General features: G+C 69.8%; 20 protein-coding genes and 1 pseudogene. 4 read left to right on the top strand and 17 right to left on the bottom strand.

The genetic code is table 11. The features are described 5' to 3' along the window. Nucleotides 1–9: 9 nt before the first annotated feature. The 14 genes from ACGFY9_RS36135 to ACGFY9_RS36070 form a co-directional block, all read right to left on the bottom strand. Nucleotides 10–1,248, bottom strand: a complete 1,239-nt coding sequence (locus ACGFY9_RS36135; protein ID WP_393761329.1) for an MFS transporter — start codon at nucleotides 1,246–1,248, stop codon at nucleotides 10–12. Then, on the bottom strand, nucleotides 1,245–2,213 hold the full coding sequence (locus tag ACGFY9_RS36130) for an LLM class flavin-dependent oxidoreductase (protein ID WP_393761327.1): 969 nt from the start codon (nucleotides 2,211–2,213) through the stop codon (nucleotides 1,245–1,247). Before ACGFY9_RS36130 ends, ACGFY9_RS36135 begins: the two co-directional genes overlap by 4 nt. Before the next feature lie 45 nt (nucleotides 2,214–2,258). After that, the gene (locus ACGFY9_RS36125; protein WP_393761325.1) at nucleotides 2,259–2,474 is read right to left on the bottom strand and encodes an acyl-CoA carboxylase subunit epsilon; all 216 of its coding nucleotides are present in this window, start codon (nucleotides 2,472–2,474) and stop codon (nucleotides 2,259–2,261) included. Nucleotides 2,475–2,490: 16 nt separating this feature from the next. Further along, nucleotides 2,491–4,053: an acyl-CoA carboxylase subunit beta gene (locus ACGFY9_RS36120; RefSeq protein ID WP_393761323.1), complete on the bottom strand. Its 1,563-nt coding sequence runs from the start codon at nucleotides 4,051–4,053 to the stop codon at nucleotides 2,491–2,493. Nucleotides 4,054–4,107: 54 nt separating this feature from the next. Next, nucleotides 4,108–4,878, bottom strand: coding sequence for an SDR family oxidoreductase (locus tag ACGFY9_RS36115; protein WP_393761321.1), 771 nt, complete (start codon nucleotides 4,876–4,878; stop codon nucleotides 4,108–4,110). Then, complete coding sequence (locus tag ACGFY9_RS36110; RefSeq protein ID WP_393761319.1) at nucleotides 4,875–6,854, bottom strand: SDR family oxidoreductase; 1,980 nt, start codon at nucleotides 6,852–6,854, stop codon at nucleotides 4,875–4,877. The genes ACGFY9_RS36115 and ACGFY9_RS36110 overlap by 4 nt, the downstream gene beginning before the upstream one ends. A gap of 3 nt (nucleotides 6,855–6,857) precedes the next feature. Continuing rightward, the gene (locus ACGFY9_RS36105; protein ID WP_393761317.1) at nucleotides 6,858–7,805 is read right to left on the bottom strand and encodes an aromatase/cyclase; all 948 of its coding nucleotides are present in this window, start codon (nucleotides 7,803–7,805) and stop codon (nucleotides 6,858–6,860) included. A gap of 45 nt (nucleotides 7,806–7,850) precedes the next feature. Beyond that, nucleotides 7,851–8,636 (bottom strand): 3-oxoacyl-ACP reductase FabG, encoded by a 786-nt coding sequence (gene fabG / locus ACGFY9_RS36100; RefSeq protein ID WP_393761315.1) that lies wholly within the window; start codon nucleotides 8,634–8,636, stop codon nucleotides 7,851–7,853. A 52-nt stretch (nucleotides 8,637–8,688) separates the two neighbouring features. After that, the gene (locus tag ACGFY9_RS36095; protein WP_393761313.1) at nucleotides 8,689–8,946 is read right to left on the bottom strand and encodes an acyl carrier protein; all 258 of its coding nucleotides are present in this window, start codon (nucleotides 8,944–8,946) and stop codon (nucleotides 8,689–8,691) included. A 22-nt stretch (nucleotides 8,947–8,968) separates the two neighbouring features. Next, nucleotides 8,969–10,189: a ketosynthase chain-length factor gene (locus ACGFY9_RS36090; RefSeq protein ID WP_393761311.1), complete on the bottom strand. Its 1,221-nt coding sequence runs from the start codon at nucleotides 10,187–10,189 to the stop codon at nucleotides 8,969–8,971. After that, on the bottom strand, nucleotides 10,186–11,460 hold the full coding sequence (locus tag ACGFY9_RS36085; RefSeq protein WP_393761310.1) for a beta-ketoacyl-[acyl-carrier-protein] synthase family protein: 1,275 nt from the start codon (nucleotides 11,458–11,460) through the stop codon (nucleotides 10,186–10,188). The genes ACGFY9_RS36090 and ACGFY9_RS36085 overlap by 4 nt, the downstream gene beginning before the upstream one ends. Further along, the gene (locus ACGFY9_RS36080; protein ID WP_393761308.1) at nucleotides 11,457–11,783 is read right to left on the bottom strand and encodes a TcmI family type II polyketide cyclase; all 327 of its coding nucleotides are present in this window, start codon (nucleotides 11,781–11,783) and stop codon (nucleotides 11,457–11,459) included. The genes ACGFY9_RS36085 and ACGFY9_RS36080 overlap by 4 nt, the downstream gene beginning before the upstream one ends. Nucleotides 11,784–11,851: 68 nt before the next feature. Beyond that, nucleotides 11,852–13,318, bottom strand: coding sequence for an FAD-dependent monooxygenase (locus ACGFY9_RS36075; RefSeq protein WP_393761306.1), 1,467 nt, complete (start codon nucleotides 13,316–13,318; stop codon nucleotides 11,852–11,854). 298 nt (nucleotides 13,319–13,616) lie between these two features. Further along, nucleotides 13,617–14,456 carry a helix-turn-helix transcriptional regulator gene (locus ACGFY9_RS36070; RefSeq protein WP_393761304.1) on the bottom strand — a complete coding sequence of 280 codons (840 nt, stop codon included), beginning with the start codon at nucleotides 14,454–14,456 and terminating at the stop codon, nucleotides 13,617–13,619. 105 nt (nucleotides 14,457–14,561) lie between these two features. On the opposite strand from ACGFY9_RS36070, the gene ACGFY9_RS36065 reads away from it, so the two are divergent. The 3 genes from ACGFY9_RS36065 (at nucleotide 14,562) to ACGFY9_RS36055 (ending at nucleotide 17,421) form a co-directional block, all read left to right on the top strand. Next, nucleotides 14,562–15,269 (top strand): SDR family oxidoreductase, encoded by a 708-nt coding sequence (locus ACGFY9_RS36065; protein ID WP_393761302.1) that lies wholly within the window; start codon nucleotides 14,562–14,564, stop codon nucleotides 15,267–15,269. Between the two features lie 560 nt (nucleotides 15,270–15,829). After that, entirely contained in the window at nucleotides 15,830–16,546 is a 717-nt protein-coding gene (locus ACGFY9_RS36060) for a response regulator transcription factor (protein ID WP_393761300.1), read from the top strand. Between the two features lie 125 nt (nucleotides 16,547–16,671). Next, entirely contained in the window at nucleotides 16,672–17,421 is a 750-nt protein-coding gene (locus tag ACGFY9_RS36055) for a transposase family protein (protein WP_393761298.1), read from the top strand. A gap of 442 nt (nucleotides 17,422–17,863) precedes the next feature. Here the strand turns inward: ACGFY9_RS36055 and ACGFY9_RS36050 are convergent, their stop codons facing one another. The 3 genes from ACGFY9_RS36050 to ACGFY9_RS36040 form a co-directional block, all read right to left on the bottom strand. Then, nucleotides 17,864–18,301: a hypothetical protein gene (locus ACGFY9_RS36050; protein WP_393761296.1), complete on the bottom strand. Its 438-nt coding sequence runs from the start codon at nucleotides 18,299–18,301 to the stop codon at nucleotides 17,864–17,866. A 235-nt stretch (nucleotides 18,302–18,536) separates the two neighbouring features. Next, entirely contained in the window at nucleotides 18,537–18,959 is a 423-nt protein-coding gene (locus ACGFY9_RS36045; RefSeq protein ID WP_393761294.1) for a hypothetical protein, read from the bottom strand. Nucleotides 18,960–19,111: 152 nt separating this feature from the next. Then, the gene (locus ACGFY9_RS36040; RefSeq protein WP_393761292.1) at nucleotides 19,112–19,447 is read right to left on the bottom strand and encodes a hypothetical protein; all 336 of its coding nucleotides are present in this window, start codon (nucleotides 19,445–19,447) and stop codon (nucleotides 19,112–19,114) included. A 282-nt stretch (nucleotides 19,448–19,729) separates the two neighbouring features. On the opposite strand from ACGFY9_RS36040, the pseudogene ACGFY9_RS36035 reads away from it, so the two are divergent. After that, nucleotides 19,730–20,380: pseudogene (locus ACGFY9_RS36035) on the top strand (response regulator); the annotation flags it as partial. Nucleotides 20,381–20,395 lie beyond the last annotated feature (15 nt).

Below are 20,395 nucleotides of genomic sequence, written 5' to 3'. Positions count from 1 at the left end.
GTGGTGATGTCACGGTGAGACCTTTCGGGGTGGTGTCGCTGCGGAGCCGCGGAGTCCCGTCAGCGCGACGAGCAGGCCCGCGCCGGCGACCGCCAGGACGAGCAGCAGCGCCGGGCGGTCCTTGTCGGAGGAGGCGAGCAGCAGGGCGGTCGACGGGAGCAGCACGATGGCCCCCAGCTGGACCGCCGTCTGGTAGAGCGGGACGGCCATGGGACGGTCCTGTGCTGCGACGGTGGAGGTGGCCTGGATGTTCAGCGCGGCGAAGGCGAACACGAAGCCCGCGCCGAGCAGCAGCAGTGTCGGCAGCGTCCCGGTCGCGTACGACGCGTCCGCCGGACGCCAGGTGCGGAGCGCGCACCCGGCGAACGTCGCGAGGGCGCCCAGCGCGATCAGCCTGGGCGTGCCGAACCGCGCGACCAGGCGGCCCGCGAAAGGCACGGTCAGCGCCAGGGGAAGACACGCGGGCAACAGGGCCACCGCGGTCTGCCACGGAGCCCAGCCAAACCGGTCACGGGACTCGAAGGTGATCATCACCAGCAGGCTGTGGTACGTGCCGTTGAGCGTGGCCGCGCCCAGCGCGGCGCGCAGCAGAGGGCCGTTGCGCAGCACACGGGCGTTGACTCGCGGAGCCCTGCCGCGGCCGGCGTCGGGTGGGACGAGGCGCAGCCCGAACAGCAGCAGCGCCAGCGCCACGGGGGCGGGGAAGAGGAATGTCAGGTGCCAATCGGCCTGGAGCAGCACTCCGGAGAGCAGCAGCCCTGCCGTGAACCCGGCGGCACCGAACAGGGAGTACACCGTGACGGCCCGGCGCTGCCCGGGTCCCTCCTCGAAGGTGGTGCTGATGATCGCGAGGCCGGTCGGCGCGGTCAGTGCCGCGCAGCCTCCCTTGACCACGCGGGTGGCGATGAGCAATGTCGCGTCGTCGGTCAGGCCGCCCGCGAGCGAGGCCGCCGCGAACAGCAGCATGGCTCCGAGGTAGGAACGACGCCGGCCCCAGCGGGCGTTGACTCGGGGACCGAGCACGAGCAGGGTCGCGAAACCGATCGCGAAGCCGCTCATCATCCACTGGACCTGGAACAGCGACAGTCCGAGGTCCGCTTTGATCGTGGGCAGCGCGACGAGAACCACGGACACTTCGAGAGCGTCGAGGATCATGTTGCCGGAGAGGACGAACAGGATGCCCCACAGGCGCCGGTCCCAGCTCCCCGTCCCGGCACTCGCGGCGGACGACGCGGAGAGCGCGGTCATGACCCGATCAGGGCCGGCAGTTTCTCGCTGACCAGCTGGATGTTCTCGGCCACCAGGTCGTCCGGCATGCCGGCGATGCTCGCCCAGAAGATGAGGTGCTGGACGGGCAGACCCTTGGTCATCTCCAGGATCTGCGCCGCGGCGTCCTCGGGGGTGAGGATCTTCAGCGCCCCCCAGGGGGCGTTGGAGGTGCGGTCGCGGAATTCGTCGGCGTGGATGACGGGTGGCCTCGGTCGGCCGGTGCCCTCGACGGATGCCTGCTGATAGCTGTTGACCTGGTGTGCCAGATACGGGGCGACCCGCGACCAGGCGGCGTCCGGGTCCTCGGAGAGGATGATCGGCAGCAGGTCGGAGACCCGGGCGGTGTCCGGGTCGTGGCCTCCCTCGACGAGGCCGGCGCGGTAGTGCTCGAACTTCTCGTGGGAGATGTGGAGCAGCCCGATGCCGAGGCGACCCGCGATCCGGGCACCGCGCGGACCGTAGAACCCGCCCCACAGTGGCACTGGGTCCTGGATCGGCACCGGGGTGACGGCCTGCTCCTCCCAGAGCCTGCGGACCTCGCGGATGTTCTCCTCGGTCCGCGCGAACCGGCCCTTGAAGTCGGCCTCGTACAGGGCGTACTCGGGCACGCGATAGCCGGCGCCGAGTCCGAGTTCCAGCCTGCCGCCGCTGATCAGATCGACGACGGCGGCCTCTTCGGCGAGGTGTGCGGGCCTGCGCAGCGCGGGCAGCAGGACGGAGGTGCCGATCCGGGCGTGCCGGGTGCGGGCCGCGGCCGCCGCGGCGAAGGTCAGCGGCTGCGGTAGATAGCCGTCCTCGAAGAGGTGGTGCTCGGTGAACCAGAGACCGCCCGCGCCGCGTTGGTCGGCCTCTTCGCAGAACTCCAGGGCCCGTGCGTAGTGGTCCGCCCAGGGCCGCTTCCATTCCTCGGGATTGCGCAGGTCGAAGAGAAATCCGACGTTCATTGCCTGGTCCCCATTCGTCGACAGCTCATCGTTGGCATCCGGGCTTCAGCGGATACCGTTCCGCCAGGCCCGGGGACTTTGGAAGCCGGGGCCGCGTTCGGGCCTGCGCCAGTGGGCCGTCCGCCGCCCGTGCCGGGCGGGTCGGCCGGGCCCGGCCGCGGCGGCCCGGGCGAGCAGCACCACGGTGAGCGCGGCCAGCTCCTCCTCACTGGGGCTGCCCTTCTCGACCCGCAGTCCGCAGGGCGGTCGAAGCTCGTTCATCTGGGCCTCCTGGAGATCACTGCGGCGGGTTTCCGTGCTTGCGGCGCGGCAGTTCGGCGTCCTTGGTGCGCAGCATGGCGAGGGAGCGGATCAGTACCGCCCGGGTGTCGCGCGGGTCGATCACGTCGTCGACGAGTCCGCGCTCGGCCGCGTAGTAGGGGTGGACCAGCTCGCTGCGGTACTCCTCGATCTTCCGCGCGCGCATGGCCTCGGAGTCCTCGGCCGCGGCAATCTCGCGCCGGAAGACCACGTTGGCCGCGCCTTCGGCCCCCATGACCGCGATCTCGTTGCCCGGCCAGGCCAACGCGATGTCGGCGCCTATGGAGCGCGAGTCCATGACGATGTACGCGCCGCCGTACGCCTTGCGCAGCACCACCGAGATCCGCGGCACGGTGGCGTTGCAGTAGGCGTACAGCAGCTTCGCGCCCCGGCGGATGATCCCCTCGTGCTCCTGGTCGACCCCGGGCAGGAAGCCCGGCACGTCGACCAGGGTCACCAGGGGGATGTTGAAGGAGTCGCAGAACTGCACGAAGCGCGCGCCCTTCTCGCTGGCCTTGATGTCCAGGACGCCGGCCATCGCCGCGGGCTGGTTGGCGACAATGCCGACCACCTGGCCGTCCAGGCGGGTCAGCACGCAGACGATGTTGGGCGCCCACCCGGCGTGGACTTCCATGAAGTCGCCGTCGTCGACGAGTTCCTCGATCACCGCACGGATGTCGTACGAGCGGTTCCCGTCCGCCGGAACCAGGTCGAGCAGTGCGTCCCCGGGCCGGTCGGCGGGGTCCTCCCCGTGCGTCACCGGAGGCAGCTCGCGGTTGTTGGCGGGCAGCAGGGAGAGCAGGTAGCGGACCTCCGCCAGGCAGCTCTCCTCGTCGTCGTACACGAAATGCGCGACGCCGGACGTCCCGCCGTGGACGTCGGCGCCGCCCAGCCCGTTCTGCGAGACCTGCTCGCCGGTCACGGCCTGGACGACGTCGGGACCGGTGATGAACATCTGCGAGATGTCCCGGACCGCGAAGACGAAGTCGGTGAGGGCGGGCGAGTAGGCGGCTCCGCCCGCGCAGGGACCGAGCATCACGCTGATCTGCGGGATGACCCCCGACGCCCTGGTGTTCCGCCGGAAGATGCCGCCGTAGCCGGCCAGCGCCGAGACGCCCTCCTGGATGCGGGCGCCCGCACCGTCGTTGAGCGAGACCAGCGGCGCGCCGGCCGCGAGGGCCAGGTCCATGATCTTGTGGATCTTCTGGGCGTGGGCCTCGCCGAGGGCGCCGCCGAAGATGCGGAAGTCATGGGCGTACACGAAGACCGTACGGTCCTCGACGGTGCCCCAGCCGGTAACCACACCGTCGGTGTGCGGCCTCTTCGCCTCCAGGCCGAAGCCGCTCGCCCGGTGCCTGCGCAGCGACTCGATCTCGGTGAAACTCCCCTTGTCCAGCAGGAGTTCGATCCGCTCCCGAGCGGTGAGCTTGCCCTTCGCGTGCTGCCGCTCGGTGGCCTTGGGGTCCGGGCCGTGCCGGGCCAGTTCCTTCAGTTCGCTCAGTTCCGTCAGCCGGTCGGTCTCCGCGGACGGAGCCTGCACGGTGGTCACTGTCTGTCCCCCGGTCCTGGGTTGCTGGTTGTCATTGGGTCGGTGTCACCACGACAGCTGCTGGCCGGTCGGTGTGGCGTCCTCCCCGACGAAGGTTCCGGTGGGGCCGTCCTCGCCGAGGGTGGCCAGCAGCACCGGGATGCGCGCACCCTCCTCGGGCGTCAGTACTCCTCGGTGGCCGTTGATGTCGGTGGCCACGAAGCCGGGTGAGACGGCGTTGACCAGGATTCCGGTGCCGCGCAGCTCATTGGCGTACGTGACGGTCACGGCGTTGAGTGCGGCCTTCGAGGTGTTGTACTCCAGCAGCGCCGGGAAGACGCCCGGGGGAAAGACTCCGGTCGGATCCTCCAGGGCCGCCGCGTGGGTGAGGGAGCCGAGGACGCTGCTGATGTTGACGATGCGGCCGGCCGGGGAGCGCCTGAGGTGGGGCAGCAGCGCGTTGGTCACGGCGATGACTCCGAAGACGTTCGTCTCGTAGGTGCGCCGCACCTCGGCGACCGGGACCTGGCTGGGAGGCAGTGCGGAGCCGCCGACGCCCGCGTTGTTCACCAGGGCGTCGAGATGGCTCACCTCCTCCTCCAGCCGTTTCGCCGCCTGCGCGACCGAGGTCTCGTCGGTGACGTCGAGGTGCAGGAAGCGCACGTCGAGCCCGTCGGCGCGCAGTTCGCGCTCGGCCGCCAGGCCGCGTTCCTCGTCGCGTGCTCCGAGATAGACCCGCATGCCCAGTTCGGCCAGGCGCCGGGTGATTCCTCGTCCGATGCCCTTGTTGGCGCCGGTGACGACGGCGGTGCGCGGGGTGTCCGCGGTCGCGCTCATCCGAGGAGGGTCCCGCCGGTCGCGTCGAGGAAGGCACCCGTGATCCAGCGGGCCTCGTCGGTGGCGAGGAAGGTCACCACATCGGCGACGTCCTTCGCCGCGCCCACCCGCTTGAACGCGGAGAGCTGGGCCATCTGCTCCACCGCCTCCGGCATGTCGAAGACGGCGCTGCCGTTGTCGGTGATGCCGGGTGCCACGGTGTTGACCGTGATGCCGCGGGGGGCCACATGGCGGGCGAAGTGCAGGGTGAGCTGCTCGATGGCGCCCTTGGTCATCGAGTACGCCACCTGCTCGGGGTTGGCGAACCGGGTGAGCCCCGACGAGATGTTGATGATCCGCCCGCCCTCCGGCATGACTTCGAGGGCGCGCAGCACGGTGAAGTAGGGCGCCTTGGCGTTGACGGCGAAGTAGCGGTCGAACTGTTCGGGAGTGACGTCCTCGGGCGCGACACCGCCCGTGGTCTCCCCCGCGTTGTTCACCAGGATGTCGAGCCGCACTTCGCCGATGCGTTCCTTCAGCCCCTGTTCCAGGCCGAGGAACAGCTCGTGCACATCGCCGGGCACGCCGAGTTCGGCGGCGATCGCGAAGGCCTGGCCACCGTCCTTCTCGATCTGCGCGACGGTCTCCTGGGCCGCCTCCTCGTTGCGCGCGTAGTGGACGGCGACCAGGGCCCCTTCGCGTCCCATTTCGAGTGCGGTGGCCCGGCCGATCCCGCGGCCGGATCCGGTGATGAGGGCCGTCTTGCCAGTGAGCCTGCTCATGGGGGAACTCCCGTGTGTCGTAAGGGTTGCGGAGGAGCGAGCAGCGCGCCCGGCGGGCGGCGGAGTCTCCTCGGTGTCCAGGCCGCTGATGGCGCGGGCGAGATGGCGGCGGACGACGTCCTTCTCCAGCAGCTCGCCGAAGATCGTCCGCAGCGCCTCCACCTCGGGGCCGCCGAGCAGCAGGCGCGCCTGCGCCTGGATGTGGTTGAGGGTGCGTCGGCCCGTGGGGTGGCGTTCGGCGTGGTAGCTGTCGAGCAGTTCGTCACCGGCCCTGCCGGTGATCCGCTCGCCCAGCTTCCAGCCGAGATTCGCCGCGTCCTGCAGGCCCAGGTTGAGCGCCTGGCCGCCGACCGGCATCTGCACATGGGCGGCGTCCCCGGCGAGCAGGACGCGGCCGCGCCGGTACGCGGTGACCTGGCGGCGGGTGTTGCCGAAGGTGTTCAGCCAGACCGGGATCCCCGCGCCGATGTCCTCGCCGGTGACCTCGGCCCAGGCGGCGACGACCTCGGCGAACTCGGGCTCCCCGGTGCGGGGCCGGGGCTGTTCGCCGTAGCGGTGCACCATGACGCGGGTGGTGCCGTCGGGCCAGCGGAACGCGGTGGCGAGCCCGTTCGGCAGTCGCTCGAAGCGCCTGTCGGGTACGTCGATGCCGGCGACGTCGGCGCGCAGCATCTCCCGGGTGGCGTCCTGGCCCTCAAGGTCGAACCCGGCGAGCTGCCGTACGGTGCTCAACTCGCCGTCGCAGCCGACCAGATAGGCGGCGGACAGCCGGTAGGGCGTGCCGGCCAGCGGCATCACCAGGGTCTCGACCCGGTCGTCGTGCTGGGTCAGTCCGGTCACGACGTGCCCGCGCCGGACCTTCGCACCCAGCTCGGTGGCCCATTCGTGCAGGACGGCCTCGATCCGGGTCTGCGGGCACTTCCACTGGCCGGCGTACCGGTGGCGCGGGTCGGCGGCCGTCAGGTCGAGCGGCAGGCCCCCGAAGTGGCCGGGGCCGCCGCTCGGCAGGCTGCCCAGGCGGTCCAGGAGTCCTCGTCGGTCGAGGATCTCCATGGTCCTGGTGTGCAGGGTGGAGGCCCGCGACTCGGTGGTGGGTTCGACGAGCTGTTCCAGGACGGTCACCCGGGCGCCCCAGGAGCGGAGTTCACCGGCCAGCATGAGCCCGACCGGGCCGGCGCCGGCCACGACGACGTCCGTGTCCCCTGCCTCGTCCATGGCTCAGCGCCGCGCTTCCGCGTAGTCCTTGGCGTGTCCGAGTGTGGCTGTGCTGTTCGTACCGAGCGCGGCGCGGATGAACTCGCGGGCCTCGGTCAGGCCGGCGTCCGGGCCGAGGATCCCGGTGATGTTCTCGGTCTTGATGACCACGGTGTGCTGCGAGGTGGCGGTAGTGACGCCGTCGGCGTCCTCGTCCAGTTGCCAGTAGCCCGTGTGGAGGTCCATCAACGCGGGCAGAGTCGTCTGCTTGTACGCGATCCGGTGGTGCGGGAAGCACACCCGTACCGACTCCGTGGTGTGCGAGGAGCCGTCCTTGGTGAGCGTGTCCATGCGCAGGATCTGCAGGCCCGGGGTGTCCTCGGTCAGCCGTACCTCGGCGACGTGCGGGAGCCGCTCGGCCCACAGCCGGGCCTCGTTGATGAAGTCGTAGACGTCCTTGGCGGAGCCCTTGATGCGGATGCTGTCCTCGAAGGAGAGGGTGCGTTCGTCGGGCTGCGCGGCGAGTTCGACGTTCTCCTTCAGGGACGGGAGTTCGGCGCGGCTGTTGGTGTCCACGGCCTTGTCGATCCAGGCCAGCCCCTCCGGGTCGTCGTCGACGGCACGGAAGGTGTGCAGCAGCCGTACCCGGGTCCGTCCGGCGGGGACCGGCTCAAGGATCCAGGTGCCGCTCATCTCGGCGACCGGAGGGGTGAAGACCTCCTGGCGGAAGGTGATGCGCAGGTTCTCCGCGTCGAGTTCGCGGCGTGAACTCCAGCTCTTCACCTCGCCGTTGGCGGTGGCGAAGATGCGGATGCGCTCGCTGTCGCCGTTGCGCTCCAGGTATTCCACGTGGACCGAGGGGGGAAAGAGGCGCGGCCAGTTCTCGACCTCCGCCAGGAGCCGGTACACGTCCTCGGGGGCGGCCTGCACGGTGATCTCGTGCTCCACCTCGCGGGGTGCCTGATCGGTCATGTTCATCTCCTTGGGTGCGTCTGCGGGCTGCCGAGCGGCGGGGCGTCAGAAGTTGCCGAGGCCACCGCAGACGTTGAGTGCCTGCGAGGTGATGGAGGCAGCGGTGTCGGACGCGAGATACCCGACGAGTCCGGCCACCTCTTCGGGCGTGGAGTACCGGCCGAGGGGGATCTTGGCCTGGAACTTGGTGAGGATCGCGTCCTCGGTGGTGTCGTAGGCGTCGGCGTATCCCTGGCGGACGCGCTGTGCCATGGGGGTCTCGACGTAACCGGGGCAGACGGCGTTGACGGTGATGCCGGTCGGCGCCAGCTCGTTGCCGAGCGCCTTGGTGAAGCCGACGACGCCGTGCTTGGACGCCGAGTACGGGGCGCCCAGGACGACGCCCTGCTTGCCCGCCGTCGAGGCGATGTTGATGATCCGGCCGCGTTTCTTGTCGCGCATGCCGCCGCTGGTGAGCACCTCGCGGGTCATCAGGAAGACGCTGTTCAGGTTGGTGTCGATGACGTCGAACCACAGCTCGTCGGTGATGTCGGCCGTCACTCCGCCGCCGCTGCGGCCCGCGTTGTTGACCAGTACGTCGATGGTGCCGAAGCGCCGGACCGCAGCCTGGACGACGTTCTTGATGTCGTCCCTGAGACGCACGTCCGCCGCGACGCCGTCCGCGTCGTGGCCGGCGTTCTCCAGTTCCTTGACGGTGCGGGTCACCGCGTCCTCGTCGCGGGCGCAGAGGAAGACCCGGTGGCCCTGCTCTGCGAGCAGCCTGCTCGATGCCAGGCCGATCCCACTGGTGCCGCCGGTCACGAGGGCCACCTTGCGTCCGTCTTGTGTCATGTCGAATCTCCCGGGGTGAGAGGAGGGGCAGGGGTTCGGAGTCGCGGTGGCGTCAGCCGGCGCCGACGGCCGCCAGGTGCGTGTTGACGACCTCGATCAGGGAGCCGGGCGTCCGCACGGTGGCCAGGGCGTCCTCGTCGAGGCTGATGCCGTACTCCCGCTCGATGCGGGTGTACGTCTCCAGCAGGGCGAGCGAGTCGTAGCCCAGCAGTTCGAACTCCAGGTCGGGAGCGATCTCTCCGGTCACGCCGGCCGCGTCGCGCAGGATCCGTGTGAGGTCGTCGAGGGTGAAGGGGGTGGCAGTGCTCACCGGTATCTCCTCTGAGTGGGGTTCACCGCGCCACGGCGCGCACGACCATGGCGGAGTTGAAGCCTCCGTAGCCGCGGGCAAGGACCAGTGCGGTGCGGAGTACGGCCTCGCGCGGCGCGTCCGTGACGAGGTCGATGTCGTAGCTGTCGGACAGGGTGGTGCGTACGGTCGGCGGGATCACGCCGTCCCTGATGCTCAGCAGGGCGGCGGCCACGTCGAGCGGCGCGGCGCCGGAGTACAGCCGGCCGGTCATGGTCTTGGGCGCGGTGACCGGAACGCCCCGAGGTCCGAAGATCTTGGTGATGGTCTCGGCCTCGATCCGGTCGAGTTCGGGCACGGCGGCCGCGTCGGCGAAGACGACGTCGATGTCGCCCGGTACCGCCCGCGCGTCGGCCAGGGCCAGTTCGACCGCCTTGCGCAGACCGGGCTCCCGGCCCCTGTCCGGGCGCGGGTCGAGGGTGCCGGCGTACCCGGCGATCTCGCCGTAGATCCGTCGGGCCCCGCGGTCACGGGCGTGCTCGGCGTCCTCCAGGACGAGCAGGGCCCCGCCCTCGCCGGGCACATGGCCCGCCGCCTCGTCGTCGAAGGGCACATAGGCGCGTTCGGGATCGTTCCGGACGCTCAGCCGCCGGCTGGCGAGTTGGGCGACCCAGCCCCATGGGCAGATCGAGGCGTCGACGGCGCCGGAGAGGACGAGGGGTGTTCCCTTGCGGATCTGGCGGCGCGCCTGGGCCAGCGCGTCCAGTCCGCCGGCCTGGTCGCTGACGACGACGCTGCTGGGGCCGCGCATGCCGTTGCGGATCGAGATCTGGCCGCTGTTGACCGCGTAGAACCAGGCGAACGACTGGTACGCGCTGACGTACTGGCCGCCTTTGCTCCACAGCGCCCGCAGTTCGTTCTGGCCGAATTCGAAGCCGCCGGAGGAGCTCGCCGTGATCACGCCCATGTCGAACTCGGGCAGTTCGCCCGGCACCACTCCGGCGTTCTCCAGCGCCCAGTCGGCGGCGGCCAGCGAGATCCGGGTCATCCGGTCGGTCTGCGGCAGCAGCCTGGCGGGCAGATGGTCCTCGGCGACGAATCCGTCGATCTCACCGGCGAGCCGGGCCGGGTAGGACGTGGGGTCGAACCGGGAGACGGTGCCGATGCCGCTCTCGCCCGCCAGGGTGGCAGACCAGTACGCCTCCAGGCCGAGGCCGTTGGGCGCCGCCACACCGAGCCCCGTCACCCAGGTGCCCTCGCTCACCGGGGGCTCCTTTCGACGTCGGCGAGCACGATCGCGCTCTGGAAACCGCCGAATCCGCTGCCCACGGACAGCACGGCGTCGGTACGCCACTCCCGTGCCGTGAGCGGGGTGTAGTCCAGGTCGCACTCGGGGTCCGGGGAGTGCAGATTGGCCGTGGGCGGTACGACGTCGTTCTCCATGGCCAGCACCGAGGCGGCGATCTCGATGGAGCCGATGGCACCGAGCGAGTGCCCGACCATCGACTTGATGGAGCTGACCGGTGTCCGGTACGCGTGGTCGCCCAGGCTCCGTTTGAAGGCGGCGGTCTCGTGCCGGTCGTTCTGCTTGGTGCCGGAGCCGTGCGCGTTGATGTAGTCGATGTCCTCGGGGTTGAGCCGTGCCTCGTCCAGCGCGACCCGGATCGCCTCGGCCATCTCGCGTCCGTCGGGGCGCAGTCCGGTCATGTGGAAGGCGTTCGAGCGGGTCGCGTATCCGGCCACCTCGGCGTAGATGTGCGCGCCGCGTCGGCGGGCGCTGTCCAGTTCCTCCAGGACGAAGACCGCCGAGCCCTCCCCCAGGACGAAGCCGTTGCGGCTCGCGTCGAAGGGGCGCGAGGCCGTCGCGGCCTCGTCGTTGCGGGGTGTGGTCGCCTTGATCGCGTCGAAGCAGGCCACCGTGATCGGTGAGATGGGGGCGTCGGTGGCGCCCGCGATCACCACGTCCGCCGAGTTCTCGCGGATCACTTCGGCCGCGTACCCGATCGCGTCGAGACCGGAGGTGCAGCCGGTCGAGACGACGGTGCTCGGGCCCTCGGCTCCCGCCGCCCACGCGACCTCGGTGGCGAAGGAGCTGGGGACGAGGTAGTTGTACAGGTGCGGTACCGCGTACTCGTGGTCGACCAGTTCGAGCCGACCGCCGTCGCTGACGGTGCGGTACTCCTGGTCCAGCCCCATGGTCGCGCCGACCGCGCTGCCGATGGTGACGCCGATGCGATACGGGTCCAGGGCGTCGAATTCCAGTCCGCTGTCCGCGATGGCCTCCCGCGCCGTCACCACCGCGAACTGCGCGGCGCGGTCCATACGCCGGATCTCCTGTGGCCGCAGCCCGTACAGTTCCGCGTCGAAGTCGGCCTCCGCGGCGACCTGGGAGCGGAACGCCGAGGGGTCGAAGAAGGAGATGCGGCGGGTGGCGGTACGACCGTCGGCGAGCAGCTGCCAGAAGTCCTTCACCCCGATTCCGCCCGGGGCGGTGACGCCGACGCCGGTGATCACCACCCGGCGGGTGCCGCTCACCGGGCGTCCCAGTTGTAGAAGCGCTGCGCCATCGCGTCGGCGGGCGAGCGCCAGGTGGCCGGGTCGTAGGCCTGGATGAACGGCTTGAGGTCCTGGCTGATCCCGATGAACCTCGGATCGGTCTTGGCCTCCTCTATCCGCTCCCCGCCGTCCTCGGAGTCGAAGTCCTGCAAGTGGAAGTAGAGCCCTCGGTACGAGAAGAGCTGCCGGCGCCGGGTCCCCATCAGATGGGGCATCTCGGTCTGGTCGAACGCGGCGAACTGCCGCGCGACCTCCGCCGCCGAATCGAGCTCCATGCGTGCCACGATCAACGTGCTGTGCATCAATTCCCTCTCTCGGACGCTCGGTGATTCGTCGCTGTGCGCGCTGCCGCGCCGGTTAACGCGCGTGCTCAGCGCGCGGGCCCGAACCAGCGCTCCAGTGCCGTGGGCAGGTCGAAATGGCTGCCGGGCGCGATCCACGCGACATGGCCGTCGGGGCGCAGCAGTACGCCGCCGACGCCCTGGAGCGCGCTGCCCCGGGGAAGGTCCTTCGCACGGGCGGTGACCACGTCGATCCGGTCCGCCCAGTCGGCCGCGCGGCGGCGCAGATGCGGGTTGTCCGTCAGGTCCAGCAGTACGCCGCGGCCCGCCCGGAGCAGGGCGGTGCTGCTGGTTTCGCGGCCTGCTTCGTCGAGTTCCAGGTGCGGCATGCGCGCCCCGAGCAGGGGGTGCCCGCCGCCGACGTCGTAGCGGATGTCCAGGCCGCTCGCCTTGGCCGCGAGGTGGCGGGCGACCTCCTCGTACTGGGCGAGTTCGGCGAGCACACCACGCAGCGGCTGGACGTCCTCGCCGCCGAGGATGATCAGGCTCTGTGCCCTGGTGTTGAGCAGCAGCCGCCTGCCGACCTCGTGCCGCTCGCCGTGGTACGTGTCCAGCAGTGCGGTGGGGGCGGCGCCGCGCAGGACCGCCGCGAGCTTCCAGCCGAGGTTCACCGAGTCCTGGATGCCGGTGTTCATGCCTTGGCCGCCGGCCGGCAGATGCACATGTGCCGCGTCACCGGCCAGCAGCACACGGCCGCGCCGGTACTCGGTGACCTGGCGTGCCGCGTCGCCGAAGGCGCTGACCCACACCGGCTCGGCGTGCGAGATGTCGATGCCGGTGAGCCGCTTCCAGGCGTCGGCGACCTCCGTGAAGGGCGGCGGCCCGGTGCGGCGCTGTGGGGGCGCACCATGTTCGCTGACGATGATCCGGTGCAGGCCGCCGCCGAGGTGCGCGGTCATCACCATGCCGCCGGTGACCCGGTCCGCGACCATGCGCGGTTCGAGGTCGACCCCTCGGATGTCGGCCAGGAACAGTTCGGTGGTGGCCTCGGTGCCGGGGAAGTCGAAGCCCGTCGCCTTGCGTACGCCGCTCCGGCCTCCGTCGCAGCCCACCACGTACCGGGAGGTCAGGGTCCGTTCGCCCGACTCGCCGCGCACCCGCACCTCGACCTGGTCTCCGAGGTCCCGTACGCCGACGACTTCGCGGCCGCGCCGGATGTCGGCCCCCAGTTCACGCGCCCGGCCCTCCAGCACCGTCTCCGTGACGGACTGGGGAACGGTCCGGGCCGCACGGTGCGTGGCGCCGAGCGTGGCGAGGTCGAGCGGAATTCCCCCGAAGTGCCCGTGATTGCTGGTCTCGATGTCTCCGAAACGGGGCAGCAGACCGCGCTGGTCGAAGATTTCCATGGTGCGGGTGGTGAATCCGATGCCACGGGATTCCCCAGTGCGCCGGGCGAGGCGGTCGAGGACGATGACGTCGATACCCGCCAGACGTAATTCGCCGGCAAGCATCAGTCCCGCAGGTCCGGCTCCCACGACAATGACCGATGCGTCCATAGAGCTCTCCCGATCGTCAGTGCATTTGCTGAATTCCACGGCGACAGCGCCTGGGCGGCGGTTCCTGGAAAGGCACTGATAATCCTCATCGCTGCACCCCCGGCAGCTCAAGTCAAAAATTCAAGGACATCCGCAAGGAAGTGTCAGCGGATTGTCAACTTCACAGGGGAGACTCAACTGCCGTTCAAGAGGAAACCAAGGACGCGGGCGGGTCTCATCCGGGATTACGTGACCCGGCCTGCCGCTTCACGGCTTGGCGCGACGTCGGAGGACCATCAAATCCTGCTCGCGGCGGCGGTCAGCAACCCGCCGCGGCGTAGAGGCGCTTGAGCTTGTCCGAGGCGTCGCTGCCGGGCGCCGCCGTGTGGGTCACGATGCGAATGTCGCTGTCCGGCACCATGAGCACATGGCAGTCGATGTGCATCGGCCCCATGACCGGATGATGGAGCGTCTTGCGGTTCATGGTGTGCACCGCGATGACGTACGCGTCCCAGAGATCGGCGAACCTGGTACTGACGACGCGTAAATCGGAGACCAGGGACCGCAGTTCGTCGTCGTCGGGCCAGCGGATGGTCGCGGCGCGCAGATCCGACACGAACGCGGCCTCCAGTTCGGCCTGCTGTTCCTCGGTGTGCGTGACGATGCCTGCCCGACCGGTGAAATGAGACCACGCCACATTCCGGTCCCGTCCCCGCAGCTCACCGGGTTCGCCGCTGAGGGCCACCCAGTGCCGGTTCCAGCTGATGAGGGTCCATGAGGCGTCGTAGGCACTGGCCGCCACGCCGTCCAGCTGCTCCAGCAGTTTGCGTGCCCCGTGCGACAGTGCGGAGGTGTGGCGGTCCGTGCTCGGGGGCTGGCCGGCCAGGAGGAACAGGTGCTCACGCTCCGCCTCGGAGAGCCGCAGGGCCCGGGCGAGGCCGGTGAGGATGGGGTGGGACGGCGAGACCGATCTTCCCTGTTCGAGTCGGGTGATGTAGTCCACCGATACGCCGGAGAGCAGGGCGAGTTCCTCGCGGCGCAGCCCCGTCGCCCGGCGCCGTTCCACCGCCCCCATGACGTTGGGCAGTCCGGCCGCCTCCGGTGTGAGCCGGTCGCGCCATCGCCGCAACGCGACCCCCAACTCCCGCGAACCGCTCATCACATCAGTATGCAGGCGGCGAACGCATGTGCGCATCCTGGTATTGCCGTTCCCAGGAAGCGGAGGGCACTACCTGAAGCACGCATGTCCAGCCAAGCTGGCCGCATGACCACCACTCTCATCACGGGCGCCAACAGAGGGCTCGGCAGAGAGACCGCGCGAAGACTGATCGCCGCCGGGCACACCGTCTACCTCGGATCCCGCGACGGACAGCGGGGCCGCGAGGCCGCGGCGCGGCTCGGCGCACGGCCGGTGGTCATCGACGTCACCGACAACGCCTCGGTGCGCGGCGCGGCGGAGTTGGTCGCCGAGGAAGCCGGCCATCTCGACGTACTCGTCAACAACGCCGGTGTCATCGGGCTGGGCAACGACGCCCAGGAGGCAACGGCCGATCAGGTCCGGACCACGTACGAGACCAATGTGTTCGGCCCCATCCGCGTCACCCACGCCTTCCTGCCCCTGCTGGAGAAGAGCGCGGCTCCCGTCGTCGTCAACGTGAGCAGCGGCCTCGGCTCGCTGAGCATCGCCGACGCGCCCGAGAGCCACACGTCGCTCCTGCCCGTCTACTACTCCGCGCTGGCCTACAACTCCTCCAAGGCGGCGCTGAACATGGCCACGATGCAGTACGCGCGCAGCTGTCCGAGGCTGAGGATCAACGCCGTCGACCCCGGGCACACAGCGACTGACTTCAACGCTCACAGCGGCCCGCAGACCGTCGCCGAGGGCGCCGAGGTCATCGTCCGCATGGCCATGATCGGCCCCGACGGGCCCTCCGGCGGATTCTTCGGGAAAAGCGGGCCACTTCCGTGGTGAACGGACAGCAGCCCGATCAAATCCAGCCAAGGAGCAAGCAGACCTTTGGTATGGCAACATCCGAATGTAGTATGCATTGGCACTGTCTGATACCGGCCGTATCGGACTCCGGGGGGAGAGGATCACACGGCGTGTGCAAGGCTTCATTGCAGCGGCGCACCGTTCGAGGGAAGACAACTTTCTACTACCGGTGAAATCCAGTAGTCAACGGGGGCAGTCATGAACTGTACAGAGCAGTGGGTTGCAGGGCCGCATTCTGGGCGACCAATCCGTCGTCGGCCCCACCACACGCTACTTCATCACTTGAGTTCCCGACCGCGTTGAAGCCGGGGAACTGTTCGCACCTTTATGGCGTCGCGAACGTCACCAGAGCGTAATTGCCTCGAAACCTACTCGACTGCTAATAGAAGCCGAGGCGCATATCGGCGGGTTCCATTATTTCCCCTCACGCACACTCATCGACGAACGACACGAGCTATCACTCACGTCGTCTCCCCCGAATACACGTCGGCTACACGCGCCCCACCGGACGCCGTGATCGTCAAATCGGGTAACCAAAGATGGAAGGCGTTATGGAGCTGCTCATCGTGGCAGGTCAAGAAGCTATGTCTCAACAACTCGCGCCCCGACTCGAACGGCATGGATTCGACGTCGTGACGGTCACGACCGGAGCAGAGGCCCTGGAGGCCAGCGACAGCGCGGAGCTCATCCTGCTCGACCTCGAACTCCCCGACATCGACGGCCTGGAGGTGTGCCGTCGCATCCGCCACACCAGCGACACGCCGATCATTTCCTTCGCGGACCGCGGTGCCGACCTGGACCGCGTTCTGGGACTGCAGGCGGGCTCGGACGACTGCCTCGACAAGTCCTACGAGTTCCGCGAGTTAGTGGCACGGATCGATGCCGTGATGCGCCGCGCCTGGCGGCCACGGGAGCAGGCGGGACGCACGCCGGCCGGAATGGTCAGCGTCGGGGACATGTGCATCAACGGGGCTTCGCGGGAGGTCCGTCTGCGTGGCATGCCCGTTCAGCTCACGCGCAAGGAGTTCGACCTGCTGTACTACCTCGCGTGCCACGCGGACACCGTTGTCACCCGGCGTCGGCTGATGACCGAGATCTGGGACGACGCCTCGAACCATGCCCTGAGCCCACGGGCCAGCCGCACGATAGACACCCACGTCAGTTCGCTGCGCAGCAAACTCGGGGACAGCGACTGGATTCTCACCGTGCGGGGAGTGGGCTTCCGGCTCGGCCCGAGGCGGGGCACCCTCGGCTGAGCCGTCACTGAGCTGTTTCAGAGTGGCCACTGATCGGGTGACGTCGGCGGGGTGCGCAACGCACGAGGCTCCCGTGCCGTTGGAGGAGGTGTTCGAAGTCTCAACCCACAGGCACAGGAGCCGCGTTGGTTCCGTATTCTGTCGCACTCGATCTGCCGCATGCCCTGGTCGAGTGGGTCACGATGCTCATCGTCACCCGCGAGGGTGATCGCCGCTGCAAGCTCCCGCCGCACCAGCGTGCCCTGGTCGGCCTGGTGTACCTGCGCCGGCACGACGCCCTCGCCCAACTCGCTGCCGGGTTCGGCATTTCCGTCGGCACCGCCCACGCCTACACGACAGCCGTCATCGACCTGCTCGCAGGCCGCGCGCCCGGCCTGCTGCGCGCCCTGCGCGAGGCCGACCCCGACTACGTCCTGCTCGACGGCACCCTGGCGGAGTGCGACCGGGTCGGAGACAGCCGGGCCGACTTCTCCCACAAACACCGACGCCACGGAGTGAACGTGCAGGTGGTGACCGAACCGGCCGGGCGGCTGCTGTGGATCTCGCCCGCCCTGCCCGGCCGCGCGCACGACCTCACCGCGGCCCGCACCCACCAGATCATCAGGATCTGTGAGCGCCAGGGCATCCCGGTCCTCGCCGACCGTGCCTACATGGGAGCCGGCCCATGGGTGACGACAGCCCTCAGACGCCCACCGGGCCGCGGCCTCACGCCCACTCAACAGACCGTCAACCGTGCACTGTCCGCAGCCCGGGCACCGGTCGAGCGCGCCATCGCACGCCTGAAGTCATGGCGCATCTTCCGCAGATCCCGGTGCAGCCCGAATCGAATGACGTCAATCGCCGCCGCCGTCCTCACCCTGGAGCGGCAACGCTGAAAACGCTCACTGTGTTGTTCCTCCCTCGGTGACGGCCCATTTCGTCACCGGGAATTCGGCTCGGAATCCGTGATCCCCACTACTCCCTCCGGTATGCCGAGCCACCCAAGGAATTTGCCAATCTCTCATCCTGCCCCGGGAATCCCGGTGAGCAAGCCGGAAATGAACCTACGGCCGCGATCTTCTGCCCATGCGAAGGCGCGTCAGTCCAGCGTCCCGCGCCCGGCCACTTGGACACGGCAGCGCGACGCGCGTCCCGTCCAAGCCGTACTCGGCCGTGACGAGCGGCAGTTCACCGCTCGCGACCATCATGAGGCCGGCGGCCCTAGTTGATCCGGTTCTTCGAAGTTCAGCGGTACGGAGGAGTCTGCAGGCTCGGCGGCTGGTGGCGCCGTGTGTCCGTACGCGTGGGTTCCCGGCGGCGCCACACCGTCGGGGAGCACTACCGCGACGTGCTCCCCTTATCGCCCGCCGTACTGGCCGTGACCGCCGCGCAGACCAGCACGATTCGGTCCGTCCACGCCCGGCGCCCACAAGCGTCGAGAGTGCACGCCTTTCCGCCGGCGCGCAGCAGGCCGGCGGGTAGTTGTAGTCGCTCGGCGTCGAGGCTGCCCTCGGCGTCGGTGCAGACCATGAGCGCGGGGCCGGGGTTGCCCGGTATGGGGTAGGCGTCCCAGTCCAGGTTCAGTTCGCCGACCTGCGGATGGTCGAGGCGCATCTGGCCGCGGGTCGGTTCGGTCACGTCGTGGAGGGCCCGCACCGCCGCGAACTCGTGTCTGCGGACGGCGAGTTCACCCACCAGCTCGACCGCGCGCGGGTGGCCGGGATCGGCGGCGACCTGGGTGCGCAGCATCCCGATCAGCTCCGCGACGGTGGCCACCGCGTCCGGCCGGCGGGATCACCTGATGCGGTCGGCGACGCGGGTCGTGCCGTGGAGCACGTGTTCCAGCGGGCCGCGACGGAACCGTCGGATACAGAGGGTCGCCAGGAGCATCGAGGTGGTGATGAAGACGAACAGGGACAGACGTGCGGGGCCGTCGACTCCTCCATGCCGACGGCACAAATGGCCAGGATGCGGAGAACGTAGGCGGTTACCGCGGTCGTGCCGACCGAGGTCACGGGTGCGGCCGGCGGGTGAGCCGGGGCAGCCGGTGTGTCGTCCAGAGGCAGAGGGCTACGACGGTGAGCGCGACGTCTGTGTTGCCGAGGATGGAGAACGTCGTCTGGCTGCGCGGTGTGGCCACCAGCAGCCAGGCGGCCGGGGTGTTGTCACCGAGGTCTCCGACGGTGCCGGACCACCAGGCCGAGGATGCGGAACCGCCGTTCGTCGCCGCGCCGATCGCGGTGAGCGCGTGCGGGACGAGGTGCAGGGCCAGCCAGGAACCGCCGTAGCCGAGCACGGTCAGGGCGCCGCCGGCGAGGAGCAGACGGGCGTGGAGCCTGGGGCGAGTGAGGTCGGCGCGGGACAGTGCCATGCCCGCGACCATGAACGGCATCCAGGTGAGCACCAGGTACGCACCGGTGAACAGCAGCTCCATGAAGCCGTCCGTGCCGGTGACCCTGGCGAGCGGATCGGCGGCGACGACGGCGTCGGCCCAGTCGCCGCCTTCGATGAACTGCCGTAGCGTCTAGAGCACTTGGGGCAGGACGAGGGCGCTCGGGGCGGCGACGGCCGCCAGCGTCCGTGCGCTCAGCCGGTGCAGTGGCAGGACGAGGAGGAAGAGAAGGCCGTAGCGGACAGGATCACGTCGACGTCGGTGTCCAGCGCGGTCAGGGCGTAGCCCAGTGCCATCAGGACGAGCGCGCGGATGACGCTCCGGCCCACGGCCTGCCGCCGCGCGCGTCCGGTGCGGGGTTCCGGGCGACCGGTGATGAGCACCAGCGAGAACCCGGCGAACAGCGCGGAGGAGCGGCCGCGTGCCAGCTCCAGGACGAGGCCCAGTGGCCCGCCGATGGCGGGATCGGGGCCGACGTGCGGAGCGTACATGCCGAGGACCGCGAGTCCGCGGGCCAGGTCGATGGCCACGAGCCGGCCCGTCGGCTGTGTGCGCGAGAGAGGCGGGGGGTCCAGGGTGTGCGAGGGCGGTTGGGGGGCGGATGGGGTAAGACCGGCGGCGCTGGTTGTGTCATGCGTTTCAGGATCGGGCGCGGTGGGCTTCCCAACCATCCGGCAGGTGACCGGAGTTGACCCCGCCGACGGGCGGGGCACCCCCGCCGACGGGCGGCGCGCGGAAGCACTCGCGGAACCAGCGGGTGGCGACCGGCATCGTAGCGATCCGGCAGTGATCGGGCGGGGAGCGGTGCGCACATGATGGTCGACGACGAGGCCATGGTCCGGACGGGGTTCCGGCACATCCTCGATGCCGCGGACGACATCGAGGTGGTGGCGGCCGTGTCCGGCGGCGGGGCGGTCCGTACCGTGCGGGAGACGCGTCCGGACGTCGTGCTGCTCGACATCCGGATGCCGGACGTGGACGGGCTCACCGTGCTGGCCGAGCTGCGCCGAATGCCGGAGTCGCCGATAGTCGCCGATAGTCGCCGATAGTCGCCATGCTCACGACCTTCGACATGGACCAGCACGTGGCGGCGGCCCTGCGGTCCGGTGCGTCCGGCTTTCTGCTGAAGGACACCGATCGGGAGCAACTGCCGTACCTGATACATTCCTTGGCCGACGGCGGGGTCGTACTCGGCCAAGGTCACCCGCACCGTCGTCGGCGGCTATCTGGACGCCGACCCGCGCGGCCCGGCCGCCCTCGGCATCGGCCGGCTGACCGAGCGCGAGCGGGCCGCGCTCGTGCTCGTCGCCGAGGGGCTGTCCAACACCGGGATCGCCGAGCGGATGCACCTCAGCTCCGCGACGGTCAAGGACCATGTGAGCGCCGTCTTGGTCAAGTTGGAGGTGGGCAGCCGGGTCCATGCGGCGCTGCTCTCCGACCGCGCCGGCCTGCTCAGGGAATCGCCGCCGCGCCGGAGG

It is taken from the genome of Streptomyces sp. NPDC048504 (genome assembly GCF_043200035.1).
Taxonomy (GTDB): Bacteria; Actinomycetota; Actinomycetes; order Streptomycetales; family Streptomycetaceae; genus Streptomyces.
Note: the sequence above shows the minus strand (reverse complement) of the source record. Positions and strands in the feature narration are given on the sequence as shown.